The 16,651-nt window shown below is 66.6% G+C and carries 14 protein-coding genes; 4 read left to right on the top strand and 10 right to left on the bottom strand.

The window, feature by feature from the left end; all coding sequences use genetic code 11:
• Positions 1-46: 46 nt before the first annotated feature.
• Positions 47-1,303 (top strand): lipopolysaccharide biosynthesis protein, encoded by a 1,257-nt coding sequence (locus EV652_RS26395; protein WP_132211926.1) that lies wholly within the window; start codon positions 47-49, stop codon positions 1,301-1,303.
• Positions 1,304-1,322: 19 nt separating this feature from the next.
• Here the strand turns inward: EV652_RS26395 and EV652_RS26400 are convergent, their stop codons facing one another.
• The 3 genes from EV652_RS26400 to EV652_RS26410 are packed head-to-tail and all read right to left on the bottom strand — an operon-like array spanning position 1,323 to position 5,039.
• On the bottom strand, positions 1,323-2,342 hold the full coding sequence (locus tag EV652_RS26400; RefSeq protein ID WP_132211927.1) for an ABC transporter permease: 1,020 nt from the start codon (positions 2,340-2,342) through the stop codon (positions 1,323-1,325).
• A 4-nt stretch (positions 2,343-2,346) separates the two neighbouring features.
• Entirely contained in the window at positions 2,347-3,285 is a 939-nt protein-coding gene (locus EV652_RS26405) for a carbohydrate ABC transporter permease (protein WP_132211928.1), read from the bottom strand.
• A complete protein-coding gene (locus EV652_RS26410; RefSeq protein WP_132211929.1) occupies positions 3,282-5,039 on the bottom strand; it encodes a type 2 periplasmic-binding domain-containing protein in 1,758 nt (585 codons plus the stop codon). Before EV652_RS26410 ends, EV652_RS26405 begins: the two co-directional genes overlap by 4 nt.
• A gap of 233 nt (positions 5,040-5,272) precedes the next feature.
• Here EV652_RS26410 and EV652_RS26415 point away from each other — a divergent pair, with 233 nt between their 5' ends.
• The gene (locus EV652_RS26415) at positions 5,273-5,746 is read left to right on the top strand and encodes an NUDIX hydrolase (protein ID WP_132211930.1); all 474 of its coding nucleotides are present in this window, start codon (positions 5,273-5,275) and stop codon (positions 5,744-5,746) included.
• Positions 5,747-5,836: 90 nt separating this feature from the next.
• Here EV652_RS26415 and polA read toward each other — a convergent pair whose 3' ends face one another.
• Positions 5,837-8,539 (bottom strand): DNA polymerase I, encoded by a 2,703-nt coding sequence (gene polA / locus EV652_RS26420; RefSeq protein ID WP_132212129.1) that lies wholly within the window; start codon positions 8,537-8,539, stop codon positions 5,837-5,839.
• A 131-nt stretch (positions 8,540-8,670) separates the two neighbouring features.
• Here polA and EV652_RS26425 point away from each other — a divergent pair, with 131 nt between their 5' ends.
• Entirely contained in the window at positions 8,671-9,078 is a 408-nt protein-coding gene (locus EV652_RS26425) for a hotdog fold thioesterase (RefSeq protein ID WP_132212130.1), read from the top strand.
• Here the strand turns inward: EV652_RS26425 and EV652_RS26430 are convergent.
• Positions 9,041-9,679, bottom strand: coding sequence for a GNAT family N-acetyltransferase (locus EV652_RS26430; protein WP_132211931.1), 639 nt, complete (start codon positions 9,677-9,679; stop codon positions 9,041-9,043). The two genes, EV652_RS26425 and EV652_RS26430, sit on opposite strands and share 38 nt — an antisense overlap.
• A 150-nt stretch (positions 9,680-9,829) precedes the next feature.
• On the opposite strand from EV652_RS26430, the gene EV652_RS26435 reads away from it, so the two are divergent.
• Positions 9,830-10,546 carry a DUF554 domain-containing protein gene (locus EV652_RS26435; RefSeq protein WP_242002023.1) on the top strand — a complete coding sequence of 239 codons (717 nt, stop codon included), beginning with the start codon at positions 9,830-9,832 and terminating at the stop codon, positions 10,544-10,546.
• A 49-nt stretch (positions 10,547-10,595) separates the two neighbouring features.
• Here EV652_RS26435 and EV652_RS26440 read toward each other — a convergent pair whose 3' ends face one another.
• From EV652_RS26440 to EV652_RS26465, 5 genes are all read right to left on the bottom strand, one after another.
• Positions 10,596-11,312 carry an ABC transporter ATP-binding protein gene (locus tag EV652_RS26440; protein WP_132211933.1) on the bottom strand — a complete coding sequence of 239 codons (717 nt, stop codon included), beginning with the start codon at positions 11,310-11,312 and terminating at the stop codon, positions 10,596-10,598.
• Positions 11,309-12,262: an ABC transporter ATP-binding protein gene (locus EV652_RS26445; protein WP_132211934.1), complete on the bottom strand. Its 954-nt coding sequence runs from the start codon at positions 12,260-12,262 to the stop codon at positions 11,309-11,311. Before EV652_RS26445 ends, EV652_RS26440 begins: the two co-directional genes overlap by 4 nt.
• Positions 12,259-13,968: a branched-chain amino acid ABC transporter permease gene (locus EV652_RS26450; RefSeq protein ID WP_132211935.1), complete on the bottom strand. Its 1,710-nt coding sequence runs from the start codon at positions 13,966-13,968 to the stop codon at positions 12,259-12,261. Before EV652_RS26450 ends, EV652_RS26445 begins: the two co-directional genes overlap by 4 nt.
• Entirely contained in the window at positions 13,965-15,281 is a 1,317-nt protein-coding gene (locus EV652_RS26455; RefSeq protein ID WP_242002024.1) for a branched-chain amino acid ABC transporter permease, read from the bottom strand. The genes EV652_RS26450 and EV652_RS26455 overlap by 4 nt, the downstream gene beginning before the upstream one ends.
• 84 nt (positions 15,282-15,365) lie before the next feature.
• Positions 15,366-16,607, bottom strand: a complete 1,242-nt coding sequence (locus EV652_RS26465; RefSeq protein ID WP_242002025.1) for a branched-chain amino acid ABC transporter substrate-binding protein — start codon at positions 16,605-16,607, stop codon at positions 15,366-15,368.
• Between the last annotated feature and the right edge of the window lie 44 nt (positions 16,608-16,651).

Consider the following 16,651-nt stretch of genomic DNA (forward strand, 5'->3'; position numbering starts at 1 on the left):
CTCACTGCAGCGCAACCTACCGGGAACCTAGACCGGACAGCAGAGCATGAGTTCAGACACGACGCCAGAGCATCAGCCGAGGCTGGCGTTCCTCCGCAGTGCAACCGTTGTTGCCGTCGGCATGGCCATCATGAACATGGCCGCCTACGGTTTCACGCTCATCGGTGTGCACCGGCTGGTGCCCGAGGAGTTCGGCGCCATGACCGCGCTACTCGGCCTGTTGCTGATCGGCAACGTCGCGTCACTCGGCCTGCAAGCGACTGGCGCCCGGCGGCTCGCCACCCACACCGGTGAGGGCGCCGCAACGCTGGCCGACGCAATGCTCAAGGCAGGACGCCGTGCCGCACTCGGACTCACGATTGTCTGCCTGCTGGCGACGCCGCTGTTCGTCTGGCTGCTGCACATCGACTCAGTGGTCGCGATCATGCTGCTCGCCCCCACGCTCGGCTGCCTCACCCTGATGGGCTCACAGCTCGGCGTACTCCAAGGCAGTCAACGCTGGACCGAGCTGGCAGCCGTCTACACCGCGGTGGGTGTAGGACGTCTGGTGCTGGGTGGTGGCGCGCTGCTCATCCACCCGTCACTCGACGCGGCGATGATCGGTCTGGCGCTGGGCGCCGCCGTACCGGCACTGCTCGGTGGCTTCCTGCTGCGTGGGTCTGCGGGAGGTACGGCGGAACAGGTCAAGGAGGTACTGCGGGAGACGGTGCACGGCACGCACACGCTGCTCGCGTTCTTCGTGATCGCCAATGCAGACGTGCTGTTCGCCCGCGCTCTGCTCGACGGCCGGCACAGTGGGTACTACGCGGCCGGTGTCATCGTGGCGAAGGCGTGTCTGTTCCTGCCGCAGTTCGTCATCGTGATCGTGTTTCCCTCACTCGCCAGCTCCCCCGGCGACACGATCCGCCTGCGCCGGGCGATCCAGGCCGTTGTGGGACTCGGTGTGTGCGCGGTAGTCGGCGCGTGGCTCCTGCCTGACCTGGTCGTGGCCGTGATCGGTGGCGAGGAGCAGTACGGGCCGCTTGGTCCGTACGCCTGGATGTTCGCGATCTCCGGCTCGGCGTACGCCGTACTGCAACTCGTTGTCTACGCCGCGATCGCCCAGCAGGAGCAGCGAGCTGCCCTGCTGATCTGGATCGGTCTGATCGTGCTCGCGATCGGCGCCGGGATCGTCCTCGGCACCGACATCGCCACCGGCATGGCCGGTGTGACGGTCCTGGTCGCGATGACCAGTACCTGCGCCGTGCTGCTGTCGGTCGGTCTGGCGGCAGGCCTGCACCGCCAGACCACCGACGTCGACTGACTCACCAAAGGGTTGCCACTCACCAAAGGCTGCTCTTCGCGAACCGTCGGGCGAACGTGTTCGCCAGTACCAGCAGCACCAGCCCGATCACTGATCTGAACAACCCGATCGCCGTCGCATAGCTGAACTGCGGCACCGCCGAGGCCAGACCGATCTTGTACACATAGGTGTCGATCACTTCGGCGGTGTCGAGGTTCAGGTTGTTCTGCATCAGCAGCACCTTCTCGAACCCGACCGACAGGATCGCGCCGATGTTCAGGATCAGCAGGATCACCGCCACCGGCACGATCGACGGCAGGTCGATGTGCCACATCCGCCGCAGCCGCGAGGCGCCGTCGACGATCGCCGCCTCGTGCAGCTCCGGCGGCACACTGGTCAGCGCGGCCAGATAGATGATGGCCGAGAACCCCATCGTCTGCCACGCGCCCGACCACACGAAGATGTGCCGGAACAACCCGGCGTCGCCCAGGAAGTCGACCGGGCCGAAGCCGAACAGCCCGATCAACTTGTTCGCCACCCCGGTGCTCGGATTCGTCAGCACGACGACCAGACCGACCACGACCACGGTCGAGATGAAGTGCGGTGCGTAGGTGATCAGCTGGGCCGACCGGCTGAACCACTTCTTCCGGACCGTGTTCAGGCAGAGCGCGAGGATGATCGGCAACGGGAATGTCGCGACCAGCTCGTACACGTGCAGGTAGACCGTGTTCCGGATCAGCTTCCAGAACTGGTACGACTCGATAAACCGGTCGAAGTACTTGAACCCGGCCCACGGGCTGCCCCAGATTCCGGACACCACGTTGTAGTCCTTGAAGGCGATGATCACGCCGTACATCGGCCAGTAGGCGAAGATCGCCAGCCAGATCAGCGGCAGCGCCAGCATCGCGTACAGCTGCCAGTTCCGGCGCATCCGGATGCCCAGCCGGACCGAGGGTTTGGCCGGCTTGACCCGGCGCTTCTTGTGGCCGTTGGGCGACTGGCGCCCGGCCGGCGGTTTCGTGGCCTGGACGGTGGCGCGGGTTTCCGTCGATGCAGTCATCTCGTCATCCCTTCAGCGAGCCGATCATGGCCCCCTTGACGAAGTGCTTCTGCACGAAGGGGTAGACCAGCAACGGCGGAATCATGCCGACCACGATCAGCGAGTACTTCAGCTGCTGCTGCAGCTCCTTCAGCTGCGCCAGCTTGCTCGTGTCGGGCATCTGGGACGGGTCGACCTTGCTCTGGATCAGGATCTGCCGCAGGACCACCTGCAACGGGAACAGATGCTCGTTGGTCAGGTAGATCAGCGCGTTGAAGAACGAGTTCCACTGGCCGACCGCGTAGAACAGCAGGTTCACCGCGATGATCGGTTTGCTCAGTGGCAACACGATCCGCCAGAAGAAGCCGAAGTCGCTGCAGCCGTCCACCTTGCCGGCCTCGACCAGTTCCTCCGGGATCGTGACCATGAAGTAGGTCCTGGTGATGATCACGTTCCAGACCGCCAGCGCGGTCGGCAGGATCATCGCCCACCGGGTGTTCAGCAGCCCCAGCTGATCCACCACCAGGTACGTCGGGATCAGACCGCCGCTGAACATCATCGTGAACACGAACGCGGCCATGATGATGCCCTTGCCCGGCAACCCCTTCCGGGACAGCGGGTACGCTGCCAGCAGGGTCAGGACCGTGGCCACGACAGCGCCGACCACCGCGTAGTACACGGAGTTGCCGAAGCTGCTGACGATCGCGTCGTAGTCGAAGATCGCCTTGTACGCATCCACGGTGAAGCCGACCGGCCACAACCACACCTCACCCGCGGACACCTTCTTGGTGTTACTGACCGAGGCGCTGAGGACGTAGATGATCGGATACAGCACCGCGAGGCAGAAGAATCCGAGCGCGGTGTAGATGCAGGCCAGCGCGATCTTGTCGCCCCGGGTGTCCTGGATCGGCGCTCCGACCGCCAGCCGTTTCTCGTCCGGCGGCAGCGTACCGGCGGCGCTCATGCGTTGTAGGTCTCGTAGGCAGCCTGCTCGAGCTCCAGATAGGGCTTCACACCGATCTTCTCGACCCGGTCCTTGTAGTCGTTCCAGGCAGCGTCGTCGTTCGGGTCGAGCTGGCCGGTGACGAACTTGGAGAAGGAGAGGTTGACCTCGCTGGTCAGGTTCGTCTTCAGCTCGGCCTCCTGCGCGGCCTGGTCCTGGTCCAGCGTGACCGGCGGGAACTGCATCTCCTGCGGCTGCTTGTACGGGAAGTAGTTGTCCACGGTCTGCTGGTACAGCGGGCTCTCGAAGGTGAGGTCCTTCGGGTTCACCCGCTCGGCCAGCCGGAAGTCCTGCGACCGGTACATCGCGTTGTCCTGGCTCCAGCTGATGTTCTTCTCGGTGTTCCAGGTCGCCGAGAAGCCGTAGACCGCCTGCTTGCCGTTGATCCCGAGCTCACCCTTCTTCGCCCACGCGAACTTCGGGCCCCCGTAGCCGCGCAGGATCGCCTCCAGTTCCATCTGGGCGTCGGCCCACTGGACCAGCAGTTCGGGCTTGGCGCACTTCTTGGTGATCACCAGCTTCGCCACCTCGACACCGACGCCGAGGTAGTTCCAGGCGGCGTACTGGACGTTGTTCGGCCCCTTCACCGGCGGGACCGCGAGGTACTTGCGCCAGCGGGCGTCCGGGTCCTTCTGGTCGATGTCGAGGAAGCCGCCCCAGTAGTACGACCGGGCGCCGCCGATGATCGGCTTGCCCGGCGCGTTGCCGTACCGGTCCATCTGGTCCTGGTCGGCGGTGAACACGTCCTTGTTGATCAGGCCCTCGGCGTACAGGCCGTGGATGTACTTCAGGCCCTCGCGCCACTCGTCCTTGTTGAAGTTCACGTCGACCTTGCCGTCGTTCACGACCAGCCACGGATCGCCCGGGTTGTAGAGGAACGAGTTCATGAAGTAGGTGTCGAACGGCGCGTCCTTGTAGCCGCAGAACGGGATGGTCCGGCCGTTGCCGCCGAGATCGGCCTTCTTGAACGCGCGCAGGACCTCGCGGAACTCGTCGGTGGTCTTCGGGACGTCCAGTCCGACCTGCTTGATCCAGTCGGTGTTGAGGAAGGTGCGGCCGTTGCTCGCGCGGCAGTGGTAGCAGTCGTTGATGCTCGGGAACGAGTAGATCTTCTTGTCCGGTGCCTGCACCAGCTTGCGCGCGTCCGGGTAGTCCTTCATCGCCTGCTGAAGGTTCAGCGCGTACCCGTCGATGAACTGGTTGACGTCGGTGAACAGGCCCTGCTGGCCGTACAGGTACAGCTGCGACCGGGTGAACTCGATCCCCATGAAGGCGTCCGGGATGTCGCCGGCGGCGATCATCGCGTTCACCTTGGTCATCACGTCGTCGTCGGTGCCGCCGACCTGGTTCCACTCGATGTGGATGTTGGTCTTCTGCTCCAGCCACTTGGTGAACGCGTTCGTCTTCCAGTCGCCGATCGTCACGTCCTGCTTGACCACGATCTTGAAGGTGACCTTCTCGGAGGTGATCGGCTTCAGCTCCCGGGCCACCGGGCCGACGTACCCGTCCGGGTACAGCACCCCCTCCAGTTTCGGGCCGAGGGTGACGCTGGGCGGGGCCGGAGCAGCACCTCCACCGCCCGCTCCGCTCGCATTGCTCGAGCCACTGCAGCCGCTGAGCAGACCTCCGCCGGCTGTTGCGGCGGTCAGTCCGAGCGCGCCCGCGATGAGTGATCGACGGCTGATCCCCGTCGACCGGGCAGCGTTGTTCGGCATGGGTCCTCCAAGGCGGTATAGGACGGAACAGAGACGAAATATCCGATAGGATCTCGGATCTTTGGCCGGAGAATGGCACAGATCCGATGACTTCGGAAGGGTTCGGGTGTAACTACCCGGGACCGGATGCACACAGTCCGTGTCTTGCGCGGCAAGCGCTTCCCACTTGCAGTGATCCGCTCAACTTTCTTGCGGAAACTAAAGGGGCCCTCTGCTTCTATAGGGTTCACACCATGGCGACCCCGAAATTCATCCTCGAGCTGCGCGAGAAGATCGGCCACGACCTGCTGTGGCTGACGGGCATCCGCGGTGTGGTCCTCGACGACGCCGATCAGGTGCTACTGGTACGACGCGCGGACAACGGGCGATGGAGTCTGGTCGCCGGTATTCTCGAGCCTGGTGAGGAGCCGGCCGTCGGCCTGATCCGCGAGATCCACGAGGAGACCGCGGTCGTCGCGGAGGTCGAACGGCTGGTCAGCATGCAGTCTCTGCCGCCGACCAGCTATCCCAACGGCGACCAGGTGCAGTTCCTCGACCTCTGCTTCCGCTGCCGCCCCCTGCACGGCGAGCCGCGCGTCAACGACGACGAGTCGTTGGAGGTTGCCTGGTTCCCGCTCTCGGACCTCCCGGCCCTGTCGCCTGCGGACCAGGAGGCCATCGCCAATGCCCTCTCCCCCGACCCGACCCCGGTCTACGCCCGCGGCTAGGAGCGAAGCGCCAGCTGCAGATCGCGCAACCAGCGTTCGTTGATGGTCGGTTCGCGGACTACCTGAGGAGGGAGCCGAATTGCTCCACGACTAGTGGGCGGCCTCGTGCCAGGTGCGGCCGATGCCGACCGAGACGTCGAGCGGTACGGCCATGTCGACCGCGTGACCCATGTCCCGTCGTACCAGCTCCTCGAGCGGCTCGCGCTCGCCCGGGGCGATCTCGAAGACGAGTTCGTCGTGCACCTGGAGCAGCATCCGCGACTTCAGGCCGGACTCGCGCAGCGACGCGTCGACCTTGAGCATCGCCATCTTGATGACGTCCGCGGCCGAACCCTGGATCGGAGCGTTCAGCGCCATCCGCTCGGCCATCTCACGCCGCTGCCGGTTGTCGCTGGTCAGGTCCGGCAGGTAGCGCCGGCGGCCAAGGATCGTCTCGGTGTAGCCGCTCTTGCCGGCGTCGATGACGATACTGCGCAGGTAGTCGCGGACGCCGCCGAAGCGCTCGAAGTACTCGTCCATCAACCCCTTCGCCTCGTCCACGCCGATCTTCAGCTGCTGGCTCAACCCGTACGCCGACAGGCCGTAGGCGAGGCCGTAGTTCATCGCCTTGATCTTGGCCCGCATCTCCTGCGTGACCTCGGACGCCTCGACCGAGAACACCCGGGCGGCGGTGACGGAGTGAAAGTCCTCACCGGAGGTGAAGGCGTCGATCAGTCCCTGGTCCTCGGACACGTGCGCCATGATCCGCATCTCGATCTGGCTGTAGTCGGCCGACATCAGCGACTCGTTGCCCTCGCCGACGATGAACGCCTGCCGGATCCGGCGGCCCTCCGCGGTCCGGATCGGGATGTTCTGCAGGTTCGGGTCGGTCGAGCTGAGCCGGCCGGTCGCCGCGATGGTCTGGTTGAACGTGGTGTGGATCCGGCCGTCCTTCGCGCTGATCGTCTTCAGCAGCCCCTCGACGGTCTGCCGCAGCCGGGTCGCGTCCCGGTGCGCCAGCAGATTCGCCAGGAACGGGTGCTCGGTCTTCTCGAACAGCGCCTGCAGCGAGTCCGCGTCAGTCGTGTACCCGGTCTTGGTCCGCTTCGTCTTCGGCATCTGCAACTCGTCGAACAGCACCACCTGCAGCTGCTTCGGCGAGCCGAGGTTGATCTCCTTGCCGATCACCTCGTACGCCGCCGTGGCGGCTTCCCGCACCCCGGTGGCGAACCGTTCCTCCAGCTCCTCCAGGTACGGCCGGTCGACCGCGATACCGTCCCGCTCCATCGCGGCGATCACGTCGATCAGCGGCAGCTCGACATCCGCCAGCAACGCCGTCCCGGCCTGCTTCTCCAGCTCCCCGTCCAGGGTGTCGGCCAGGTCCGCGATCGCGCGGGCGCGCAGCATCGTCGCATCGGCTGCCGGGCCGCCCTCGACGTCGTCGAAGCTGAGCTGACCGTTGTCGGCCTCCTCGTTGCGCAGCTCGCGCTTGAGGTAGCGAACGGTCAGGTCGGCCAGGTCGTACGACCGCTGATCGGGCCGGGCGAGATACGCGCTCAGCTGGGTGTCCGAGCTCAGACCGGCCAGCGTCCAGCCACGCTCCAGGAAGCCGAGCAGCGGCCCCTTCGCGTCGTGCAGCGCCTTCGGCTGCTTCGGGTCGGCGAGCCAGGCCTGCCAGGCCGCGTCATCGTCCGGGGTCAGCGTGGTCGGGTCGAACCAGGCCGCCGCACCGGAGGTGCTCGCCAGCGCCAGGCCGGTGATCTCACCTGTACCACGACCCCAGCTGCCCTGGACCGCGACGCCGATCCGCTCGCCGCTGCTGACGTGCTCCTTGATCCAGGCGGCCACCTCCCCTGGCTTCAGCTGTACGCCGTCCAGCTCGAAACCGTGGTCGACGGTCGCGTCGACCTCCTCGTGCTCGGCGACCAGCCGCTCCCGCAGCACCCGGAACTCCAGGCTGTCGAACAGTGTGTGCACCTTGTCCCGGTCCCAGGGCGTCCGGACCAGGTCGTCCACCGTGACGTCCAGGGTCAGGTCGCGGACCAGCTCGTTGATCTGCCGGTTCCGGATCACGTCGGCCAGGTGCTCGCGCAGCGACTCGCCGGCCTTGCCCTTGATCTCGTTGACCCGGTCGACCACGTCGTTCAGCGAGCCGAACTGGTTCAGCCACTTGGCCGCCGTCTTCGGCCCGACCCCAGGCACACCCGGCAGGTTGTCGCTCTGCTCCCCCACCAGCGCGGCCAGATCCGGGTAGAGCCGCGGCGTCACGCCGTACTTGTCCTCGACCGCGGCCGGGTCCATCCGGGCGATCTCGGACACGCCGCGCTTCGGGTACAGCACCGTGATGTCGTCGCTGACCAGCTGGAACGCATCCCGGTCACCACTGCTGATGAGCACTTGGAAGCCCTGCTCGGACGCCTGGGTGGCCAGCGTAGCGATGACGTCGTCAGCCTCCCAGCCGTCGATCTCGGTGGTAGGGATCCGGAGTGCCTCCAGCACCTCCTTGACCAGCGAGACCTGCCCCTTGAACTCGTCCGGCGACTTCGACCGGCCCGCCTTGTACTCCGCGTACTGCTCGGAGCGGAAGGTCTTGCGGGACACGTCGAACGCGACGCAGACATGGGTCGGCTGCTCGTCGCGGAGCATGTTGATCAGCATCGAGGTGAACCCGTACACCGCGTTGGTGTGCTGCCCGGTGGTGGTGGAGAAGTTCTCCACCGGCAGCGCGTAGAACGCCCGGTACGCCAGCGAGTGCCCGTCCAGCAGCAGGATCCGCGGTCGGCCGGTGCCAGGCTGCGCGGTGTCCTTGGTCATCGTCGAGGTGTTGGTTTCTGGAGCCACACACCGACTCTAGTGGTTCCCCCCGACAGTTTTGTCACAGTGCCTCGGGTACGCCGTGAGGCTGACGTAGTCTGCCGTCTGTGAGTGATCAGAGCACCGACGGTATGGACCTCGGCCCGGGGATGGGCATGGAGGGAACCCTGCTCAGCCTGATGGGCATCGTGGTCAAGGAGGCCGCCCCGGAGCGGATCGTGGCGACCATGCCGGTCAAGGGCAACACCCAGCCGTACGGGCTGCTGCACGGCGGCGCATCCTGCGTCCTCGCCGAGAGCCTCGGCTCGATCGGCTCGGCGCTGCACGCCGCGGCCTACGGCAAGGTCGCGGTCGGCGTCGACATCAACGCCACCCACCACCGCGCGGTCCGCGACGGCCTCGTCACCGGTGTCGCCACGCCGATCTACCTCGGCCGTACGACGACGTCGTACGAGGTCGTCATCACCGACGAGCGGGACAAGCGGGTCTGCACCGCGCGGATCACGTGCCAGCTGATTCAGGCGCCGCCGGGAAGCTGACGTCAGCGGCCCCCGGGTCGAGCGTCAGCGGCGGCCGGCCGAGCTGGGCACGGCGGGCGATCACCGACCGGCGCGACGAGAGCAGGGCCAACAGGTTCGGCGCATGCTCGGCGGCCAGCCGGCGACGCACGGTGTGCGTGGTGGCAAAACGCAGTACGCCGGCCTGCCCCAGACCCAACCGGGCCAGGAACCTGTTCGCCTCGCGGGCGATCGCGGGCGCGACCGCGGCCAGGTGGGCGCAGTTCTCGTGCTCGGCCCAGGCGGCCGCCTCCGCGATCAGCGCCTTGCCCAGGCCGTGCCGACGGGCGGCGTCGCTGACGTGCAGGTACTCCACCGTGACCGTGAAGTCGTCGTGCAGCGGGCTGATCGCCGTACGGCGCAGGTAGGCCATCCCGTGGACGGCGCCGTCCAGCTCACCGACCAGCAGCCGGCCGAACGGGTCGTCGAGATGTTTGCCGACAGCAACCTCGACGGCGGCGGCCGTCGGCGGCGCCGGCAGTCGCAGCGGGTGACCGGAGCCGGTGGTCATCTCACGCCACAACGCAACCAAGGCATCGGCATCACCGCGTTGGGCGTCCCTCACCTCGATGGCTGCTGCCACAGCGACCTCCTGGTCTGGTCCACCCCCGAGGTGAACGGGACGTGCGGATACGCTCGTCCTCGCGCAACAGTAGGCCCTCGGGAGTCACTTGCAAAGCTGCCCCGACGGGGCGATCGGAGACCAGGTTTGTTCATCGGAATCGGTACTGTCGTGAATGTCGCGACAGTGATCACCGGCTCGGTACTCGGCGTACTCATCGGCCATCGGCTCAGTCACCGCACCCGCGACCTCGTCACCGACGCACTCGGCCTGGTCACACTGCTGATCGCGATCATGTCGGCACTCACCGTCGGCGATCGGGTGCTCAGCGACGCCGTCGGCGACAGCGCACCGGTACTGATCGTGCTCGGCGCGATGCTGATCGGCGGGATCGCCGGCTCGTTGCTGCGGATCGAGCAGCGGCTGGAGGATTTCGGCGCGTGGATGCAGCGCCGGTTCACCCGTGCCGACAGCGAGAGCACGTTCGTCGAGGGGTTCGTGACCGCGTCGATGGTGTTCTGCGTCGGGCCGCTGACGTTCCTCGGGTCGCTGTCCGACGGACTCGGCCGTGGGGCGGACCAACTGTTCCTCAAGGCGGTCCTGGACGGTTTCGCCGCGATCGCCTTCGCCGCGTCCTTCGGCTGGGGCGTGCTCGCCTCCGCGCTCGTCGTCCTCGTCGTACAGGGTCTGATGACCGCGGTCGGTGCGGTGCTCGGCGACGTACTCCCGGACGCGCATGTGACCGCGCTGGGGGCGACTGGTGGAGTGATGCTGATCGGCGTCGCCCTGCGACTGCTGAAGCTCAAGCAGATCGCCGTGGCGGACCTGTTGCCGGCGCTGGTCGTCGCGCCGCTGCTGGTGCAACTGCTGGTCGTCATCCGGAGCTGACAAGAGCCCCGGCCCGTACCCGGACCGGGGCTCTCGGCAACTACTGGTGCTAGTCCTCGCCGAGGTAGGCCTTGCGGACGTCGTCGTTGACCAGCAGGTCGCGACCGGTGCCGGACAGCACGATCTTGCCGACCTCCAGCACGTACCCGTAGTCGGCCCGCTTCAGCGCCGCCTGCGCGTTCTGCTCCACCAGCAGGATCGTCGTACCCTGCCGCTGCAACTCGGTCACTGTCGTCATGATCCGCTTCATCATGATCGGCGACAGACCCATCGACGGCTCGTCCAGCATCATCAGCTTCGGCCGGCTCATCATCGCCCGGCCCATCGCCAGCATCTGCTGCTCACCGCCGGAGAACGTCCCGGCCGGCTGCTTGCGCCGCTCCCCCAGGATCGGGAAGAGGTCGTACGCCGCGTCCAGGTCGGTCCGGACCCCACTGGCGTCCCGGCGGGCGAACGCGCCGAGCAGCAGGTTCTCCTCGACCGACAGCCTCGGGAAGATCCGCCGGCCCTCCGGCGAGTGCGCCAGCCCGCGCTCGACGATGTCGTGCGCCGGCGTGGTGTCGATCCGCTCGCCCTGGAACAGGATCTCCCCCGACGACGGCCGGAGCAGACCCGAGATCGTCCGCAGCGTGGTGGTCTTGCCGGCCCCGTTGGTGCCGATCAGCGACACCACCTGACCCTGTTCCACGCTGAAGCTGATCTTCTTCACCGCGACGATCTTGCCGTAGGCAACTTCCAGGTCGCGGACCTCGAGCATCGCGCTCATGGGGCCTCCTCCTCGCCATCGGCGACGTCCTGCGAACGCCGTGGCTCGTCGTCCTCGTCCTCGTCGTCCTCGCCGGTGCCGATGTAGGCCTCGATCACCCGCGGGTCGGACTGCACCTCGGCCGGTGTGCCCTCGACCAGGGCCTCACCGCGGACCAGGCACAGCACCCGGTCGCAGAGGTTGAAGATGAACCGCATGTCGTGCTCGATCACCACGACCGACAGCCCCGAGTCCCGGATCTTGAAGATCAGGTCACTGGCCTGCCGGGTCTCCAGCGGGTTCATACCGGCCGTCGGCTCGTCCAGCAGGATGAGCTTCGGATCGGTGGCCAGCGCCCGGGCGATCTCGAGCCGGCGCTGGTCGCCGTACGGCATGTTCCGGGCCAGGTGCTCGGCGGACTTGCCCAGCCCGACGAAGTTCAGCAGCTCCTGGGCCCGTTCCCGGGTGGCCGACTCCTCCCGGCGGAACTTCGGCCCGCGCAGTACCGAGGTGAGCGCACCCGAACTGGTCCGGCAGTAGCGGCCGACCATCACGTTCTCGAGCGCGGTCATGTTGGCGAACAGCCGGATGTTCTGGAACGTCCGCGCCATTCCGGCCCGGACCACGGCCCGCGGCTTCGGCGGCAACGGCGTCAGCGCGGCCAGCGGCTGCACCACCACCGCGTCGTCCGCCTCGCTCACCTGGCGCTTGGCCGGCTCCGGCTTGCGCGGCGCACCGGCGAACCGGACCGCCCCGGACGTCGGCTTGTAGAGGCCGGTGAGGCAGTTGAAGAACGTCGTCTTACCGGCCCCGTTCGGGCCGATCAGACCGACGATCTCGCCTTCCCGCACGGTCAGGTTGACGTCGTTGACCGCCAGCAGACCACCGAACCGCATGGTCACCCCGGAGGCCTCGAGCACCGGCTGGCCGCTCGCCCGGGTCGATGTGGACGTTGTCTCGGTGACGGTCATTTCGCCTCCTCCACAAGCTCTTCCTCGACTGCGACGGCCAACGCCTCGTCCTCCTCGTGGAACTCCAGCTGCCGACGTCTGCTCGCCACCAGGCCCTCCGGCCGGAACCGCATCATCAGCACCAGCAGCAGGCCGAACAGCAGCAGCCGGTACTCCGAGAAGAACCGCAGCTTCTCCGGCAGCAGCTTCAGGATCGTTGCTCCCAGCAGCACACCGGCGATGGTGCCCATACCGCCCAGCACGACGGCCGCGAGCAGGAACGCCGACTCGAGGAAGATGTACTGGTCGGGGCTGACGGCAACGTCCTGGTGTGCCTTGATGGTTCCGGCCAGACCGGCCAGGAAGGCCCCGATCGCGAACGCCAGCACCTTCAGGCCGAAGACGTTCACGCCCATCGCCTCGGCGGCCTTCTCATCCTCCCGGATCGCGACCCAGCCCCGGCCGATCCGGCTGTTGTTCAGCCGGGCGAAGACCAGGATGACGAACGCGATCAGGAGCAGCAGCAGGAAGTAGTAGTTCGAGAAGCGACCCAGGTCCAGCCCGGCGACCGTGTGCTCGTCGCCGAAGTTGAAGTTGCCGATCTCCAGATCCGGGATGCCGGGGATACCGTTCGGGCCGTTGGTCAGCAGCGGGCCGTTGATGCCGTCCAGGTTGAACATCGCCAGCCGGAAGATCTCACCGAAGCCCAATGTCACGATGGCCAGGTAGTCACCTGAGACGCGGAGTGTCGGTGACCCGATGATGAGACCGAGAGTCGCCGCCGTACCTGCGCCGAGCAGCATCACAACCACGAACGGCGGGTGCCAGTCGATCGTCGAGAACGCCGACTCCGACAACATCGCGGCCACATAGGCGCCGGAGCCGAGGAAGGCGATGTAGCCGAGGTCCAGCAGGCCGGCCAGACCGACCACGATGTTCAGGCCCATCGCGGTGGCCGCGAAGATCAGCACCTGGCACGCGATCGACATGTTCGCATCCGACCCCCGCTGGGTGAAGGGGAAGAAGAACGCGACCACGAACGCCGCCAGCGTCAGCACCTTCTTGTGCCGCTGGGCGACGTGGCCGAACCAGGTCATCACCCCGGTCCGGAACAGCGCCAGGATCACTGTACCGATGAAGAGCAGGCAGAGGATGAACGACCACGCGTCCGTCAGGCCCAGCGCGTACGCCGCACCGAACAGGATCACCGCCATCATCACGGAGATGGCGAGGATCTCCACCCAGCCCGGCAGCCTCGCCTGGCTCAGGTCGCGAAGCTGCCGCAACGGGAGCATCCGCGAGCTCACCAGGATCAGAACGGCACCGGCCAGGGAGACGTAGGCACCCGGGTTGACGTTGATCAGGCCGTCCGACTCCACCGTGATCGCCACGATGACCAACACCATGTACAGCGTCAGGCCGAGGCCCAGCGCCCGCAGGCCGAGGGTCGCGTCCAGCCATGACCCCAGCGCCGTCAGCGGCCCCCGCTCGGCGAGCAGCAGGACCAGCGCGAGCAGGGCCCCGATGATCGCGAGGATCTGCAGGCCGCCCGGATAGAGGTTGATCGACAGATCGTTCAGGATCGAGCTGTCGTAGCTCCAGGACAGGAAGGAGCCCACGATCACCAGCACCACGCCGGCGATACCGGCCGGCCACGCGATCGGCTTCACCGGCTGCTGAGCAGACGCCTCCGGCTCCGCCGGAGTGCTTGTCTGTACCTCGCTCATGCCCGATCCACCACCCTCGCTCCGAGCAGGCCCTGCGGCCTGAACACCAGTACCAGGATCAGAATGACGAACGCCCAGACATCCTTCCAGGAACCGCCACCGAACCGACCTGGGATGTACTGGGTGGCCAGCGCCTCGACGACGCCCAGCACCAAGCCACCGACGACGGCGCCGTAGACGTTGCCGATACCACCGAGAACCGCGGCGGTGAACGCCTTCAGACCGGCCAGGAAGCCCATCCGGAAGTCGATGTTGTTGTTCTGGAAGCCCTGCGAGATCCCGGCGATCGCCGCCAGCACGGCGCCGAGGGCGAAGGCCACCACGATGATCCGGTCGACGTTGATACCCATCAACCGGGCGGTGTCGGGATCCTGCGACACCGCCTGCATACCACGGCCCAGCCGGGTCCGATTGATGAAGAACCAGAGCAGCACCGCGCACACCGCCAGCGCCGCGACGGTGAAGATCGCGGACCGCTGGATGGTCACCCCGCTGACGTCCAGCGCAGGGCCGGTGACCACATCGATCTGCGGGAACGGGATGCGCTGCTTGGCGCTCGGCCAGGTGATGCTGGTGATGACCTGCTTGTAGAACACCCAGAACAGCTCCGAGAACACGATCGCCGCGGCGGCCGCTTCCACGACTGTCAGGAGCTTGACCTCGCTCTGTGCCCGCCCCCGCGCGGCGAGACCGGCCAGCCAGCCGACCGCCGTACCGACGACAGCGCCGAGGACGATGACACCGAGGGCCAGGACCACACTCAGGTCCGGCTCGATCAGCCGGACCACGACCCACAGCGCGACGGCGCCGAGCGCGGCGCCGATCAGCGGAGCACGGTCGTACCACTTGGTCGTCTGGTGGTTCAGATCAGCCTTCGTCAGCACCGAGCCGACGTAGTATCCGACTCCGACCGCGATGACGGCGAACGCCACCACGGTCCACTCCGGCCGCTCGTAGAAGAGCCGGACGAACTCCTGCAGGAAGACGGAGATACCGATCGCGGTGATCAGCGGTGCGAGTCGTGGCGCGTTCCGCAGGGGACGGTACGCGACACGTTCCATCGCCACCGCGGTGCCGACCGACGCGATGATGGCGCCGACGATCATCACCGGCAGGATCCACACGCTGGTCTGACCGTCGAAGAACAACAGGTACGTGGTCAGTGCGCCGAACGCACCGATCATGAAGACCTCGCCATGGGCGAAGTTGATGAGCTGCACGATGCCGTAAACGACGGTGTACCCGACCGCGATCAGGGCGTACAGCGATCCCAGGGTCAGCCCGTTCACGAGCTGCTGGAAGAACTGGTCCACGTCGACCTCCCAACTGCCTCAGTCCCGACATGCCACGGGGGTGGGAGGATCAGCTCCCACCCCCGAGACATGAGGTCGACTCGATTACTTGGTCTCGAAGTCCTTGGTCTCGACGGTGGTCCACTTGCCACCGGCAACCTTGTAGACGGTCAGAACCTTCGAGGTGGTGTCGCCGTACTGGTCGAACGCGACCTTACCGGTGACGCCGTCGAACGAAACCTTGCTCATGGCATCGACCGTGGCCTGGCGGGCCGACTCGACGTCCTTGGCGTCCTTCAGCGACGTCTTCAGCGCGTTGATGATCGCGTTGGCCGCGTCGTAGGAGTAACCGCCGTACGCCGCGTACGGGTCCTTGTAGCCGGCTGCGTTGTAGTCCGCGACGAACTTCTTCGCCGACTCCAGCGCGTCGACCGGGGCCCCGACCGAGGTGGCCAGGTCGTTGTCGGCGGTCTTACCTGCCAGGCTGATGTACTTCGGGTCGTAGATACCGTCGCCACCCATCAGCGGCACGTTCAGGCCGGCGGCCTTCATCTGCTGCGACAGCGGACCGGCCTGCGGGTACTCGCCTCCGTAGTAGACCGCCTGCGGGGCGGACGGCTTGACCGCCGAGATCACTGCCTGGTAGTTCGAGTCGTCCGGGTTGATGGTCTGGGCCGCGACGACCTGACCACCCAGCTTCTTGAACTCCTCGGTGAAGGTGCCGACCAGCCCCTGGCCGTACGCCTTCTTGTCGTGGATCGTGGCGACCTTGGTGATCTTCGCGGTCTCGTACAGGTAGCGAGCAGCGAAGGGACCCTGGACCGCGTCAGTGGTGCAGGTGCGGAAGTACGTCGCGTACGGCCGCTTCGGGTCGGTCTGCCAGTTCGCGCCCTGGGTCAGGCCCGGGCCAGTGTTGGCCGGCGAGACCTGGACGATGTTCTTCGGTGCGAGAACGGGCTGGACCTGCTGGCTGACGCTGGTGTTCAGCGTACCAACGACGCCGATCACGTCGGCGTCACTGGAGAGCGCGGTGGCCGCGTTCTTGCCCGGCTCCGGCTTGGCCTCGTCGTCCTTGGCATCGACCTCGAGCTTCCAGCCCGGGATCGCGTTGGAGTCGTTGGCCTGCTTGACGGCCAGTTCGACCGAGTGCTGGATACCCAGACCCAGCGCCGACAGGTCTCCTGACAGAGGCGCGATCACGCCGATCTTGGCGGTTTTGGTCGCATCTCCGGAGCCCCCGCCAGAGTCGTCGCCACTGCGCGAACCGCACGCAGTCAGGGCCAACGACGCAACGATCAGCGACGCGCCGACCCGTACTACGGAACGCTGGTGCACTGTTCCTCCCATGTCTGGATAGTCCGAGCAGATCCCCGGACTCCCGCGAATGCCGC

Origin of the sequence: Kribbella steppae, from assembly GCF_004342025.1 — a bacterium.
GTDB lineage: Bacteria > Actinomycetota > Actinomycetes > Propionibacteriales > Kribbellaceae > Kribbella > Kribbella steppae.

Bases quoted from the DNA above. Each gene is read 5' to 3' on its own strand.
- EV652_RS26450 (WP_132211935.1), bottom strand. From the start codon at position 13,968: ATGAGCGAGGTACAGACAAGCACTCCGGCGGAGCCGGAGGCGTCTGCT.
- EV652_RS26415 (WP_132211930.1), top strand. From the start codon at position 5,273: ATGGCGACCCCGAAATTCATCCTCGAGCTGCGCGAGAAGATCGGCCAC.
- EV652_RS26440 (WP_132211933.1), bottom strand. From the start codon at position 11,312: ATGAGCGCGATGCTCGAGGTCCGCGACCTGGAAGTTGCCTACGGCAAG.
- EV652_RS26400 (WP_132211927.1), bottom strand. From the start codon at position 2,342: ATGACTGCATCGACGGAAACCCGCGCCACCGTCCAGGCCACGAAACCG.
- EV652_RS26425 (WP_132212130.1), top strand. From the start codon at position 8,671: ATGGACCTCGGCCCGGGGATGGGCATGGAGGGAACCCTGCTCAGCCTG.
- EV652_RS26465 (WP_242002025.1), bottom strand. From the start codon at position 16,607: ATGGGAGGAACAGTGCACCAGCGTTCCGTAGTACGGGTCGGCGCGTCG.
- polA (WP_132212129.1), bottom strand. From the start codon at position 8,539: ATGACCAAGGACACCGCGCAGCCTGGCACCGGCCGACCGCGGATCCTG.
- EV652_RS26445 (WP_132211934.1), bottom strand. From the start codon at position 12,262: ATGACCGTCACCGAGACAACGTCCACATCGACCCGGGCGAGCGGCCAG.
- EV652_RS26395 (WP_132211926.1), top strand. From the start codon at position 47: ATGAGTTCAGACACGACGCCAGAGCATCAGCCGAGGCTGGCGTTCCTC.
- EV652_RS26405 (WP_132211928.1), bottom strand. From the start codon at position 3,285: ATGAGCGCCGCCGGTACGCTGCCGCCGGACGAGAAACGGCTGGCGGTC.
- EV652_RS26410 (WP_132211929.1), bottom strand. From the start codon at position 5,039: ATGCCGAACAACGCTGCCCGGTCGACGGGGATCAGCCGTCGATCACTC.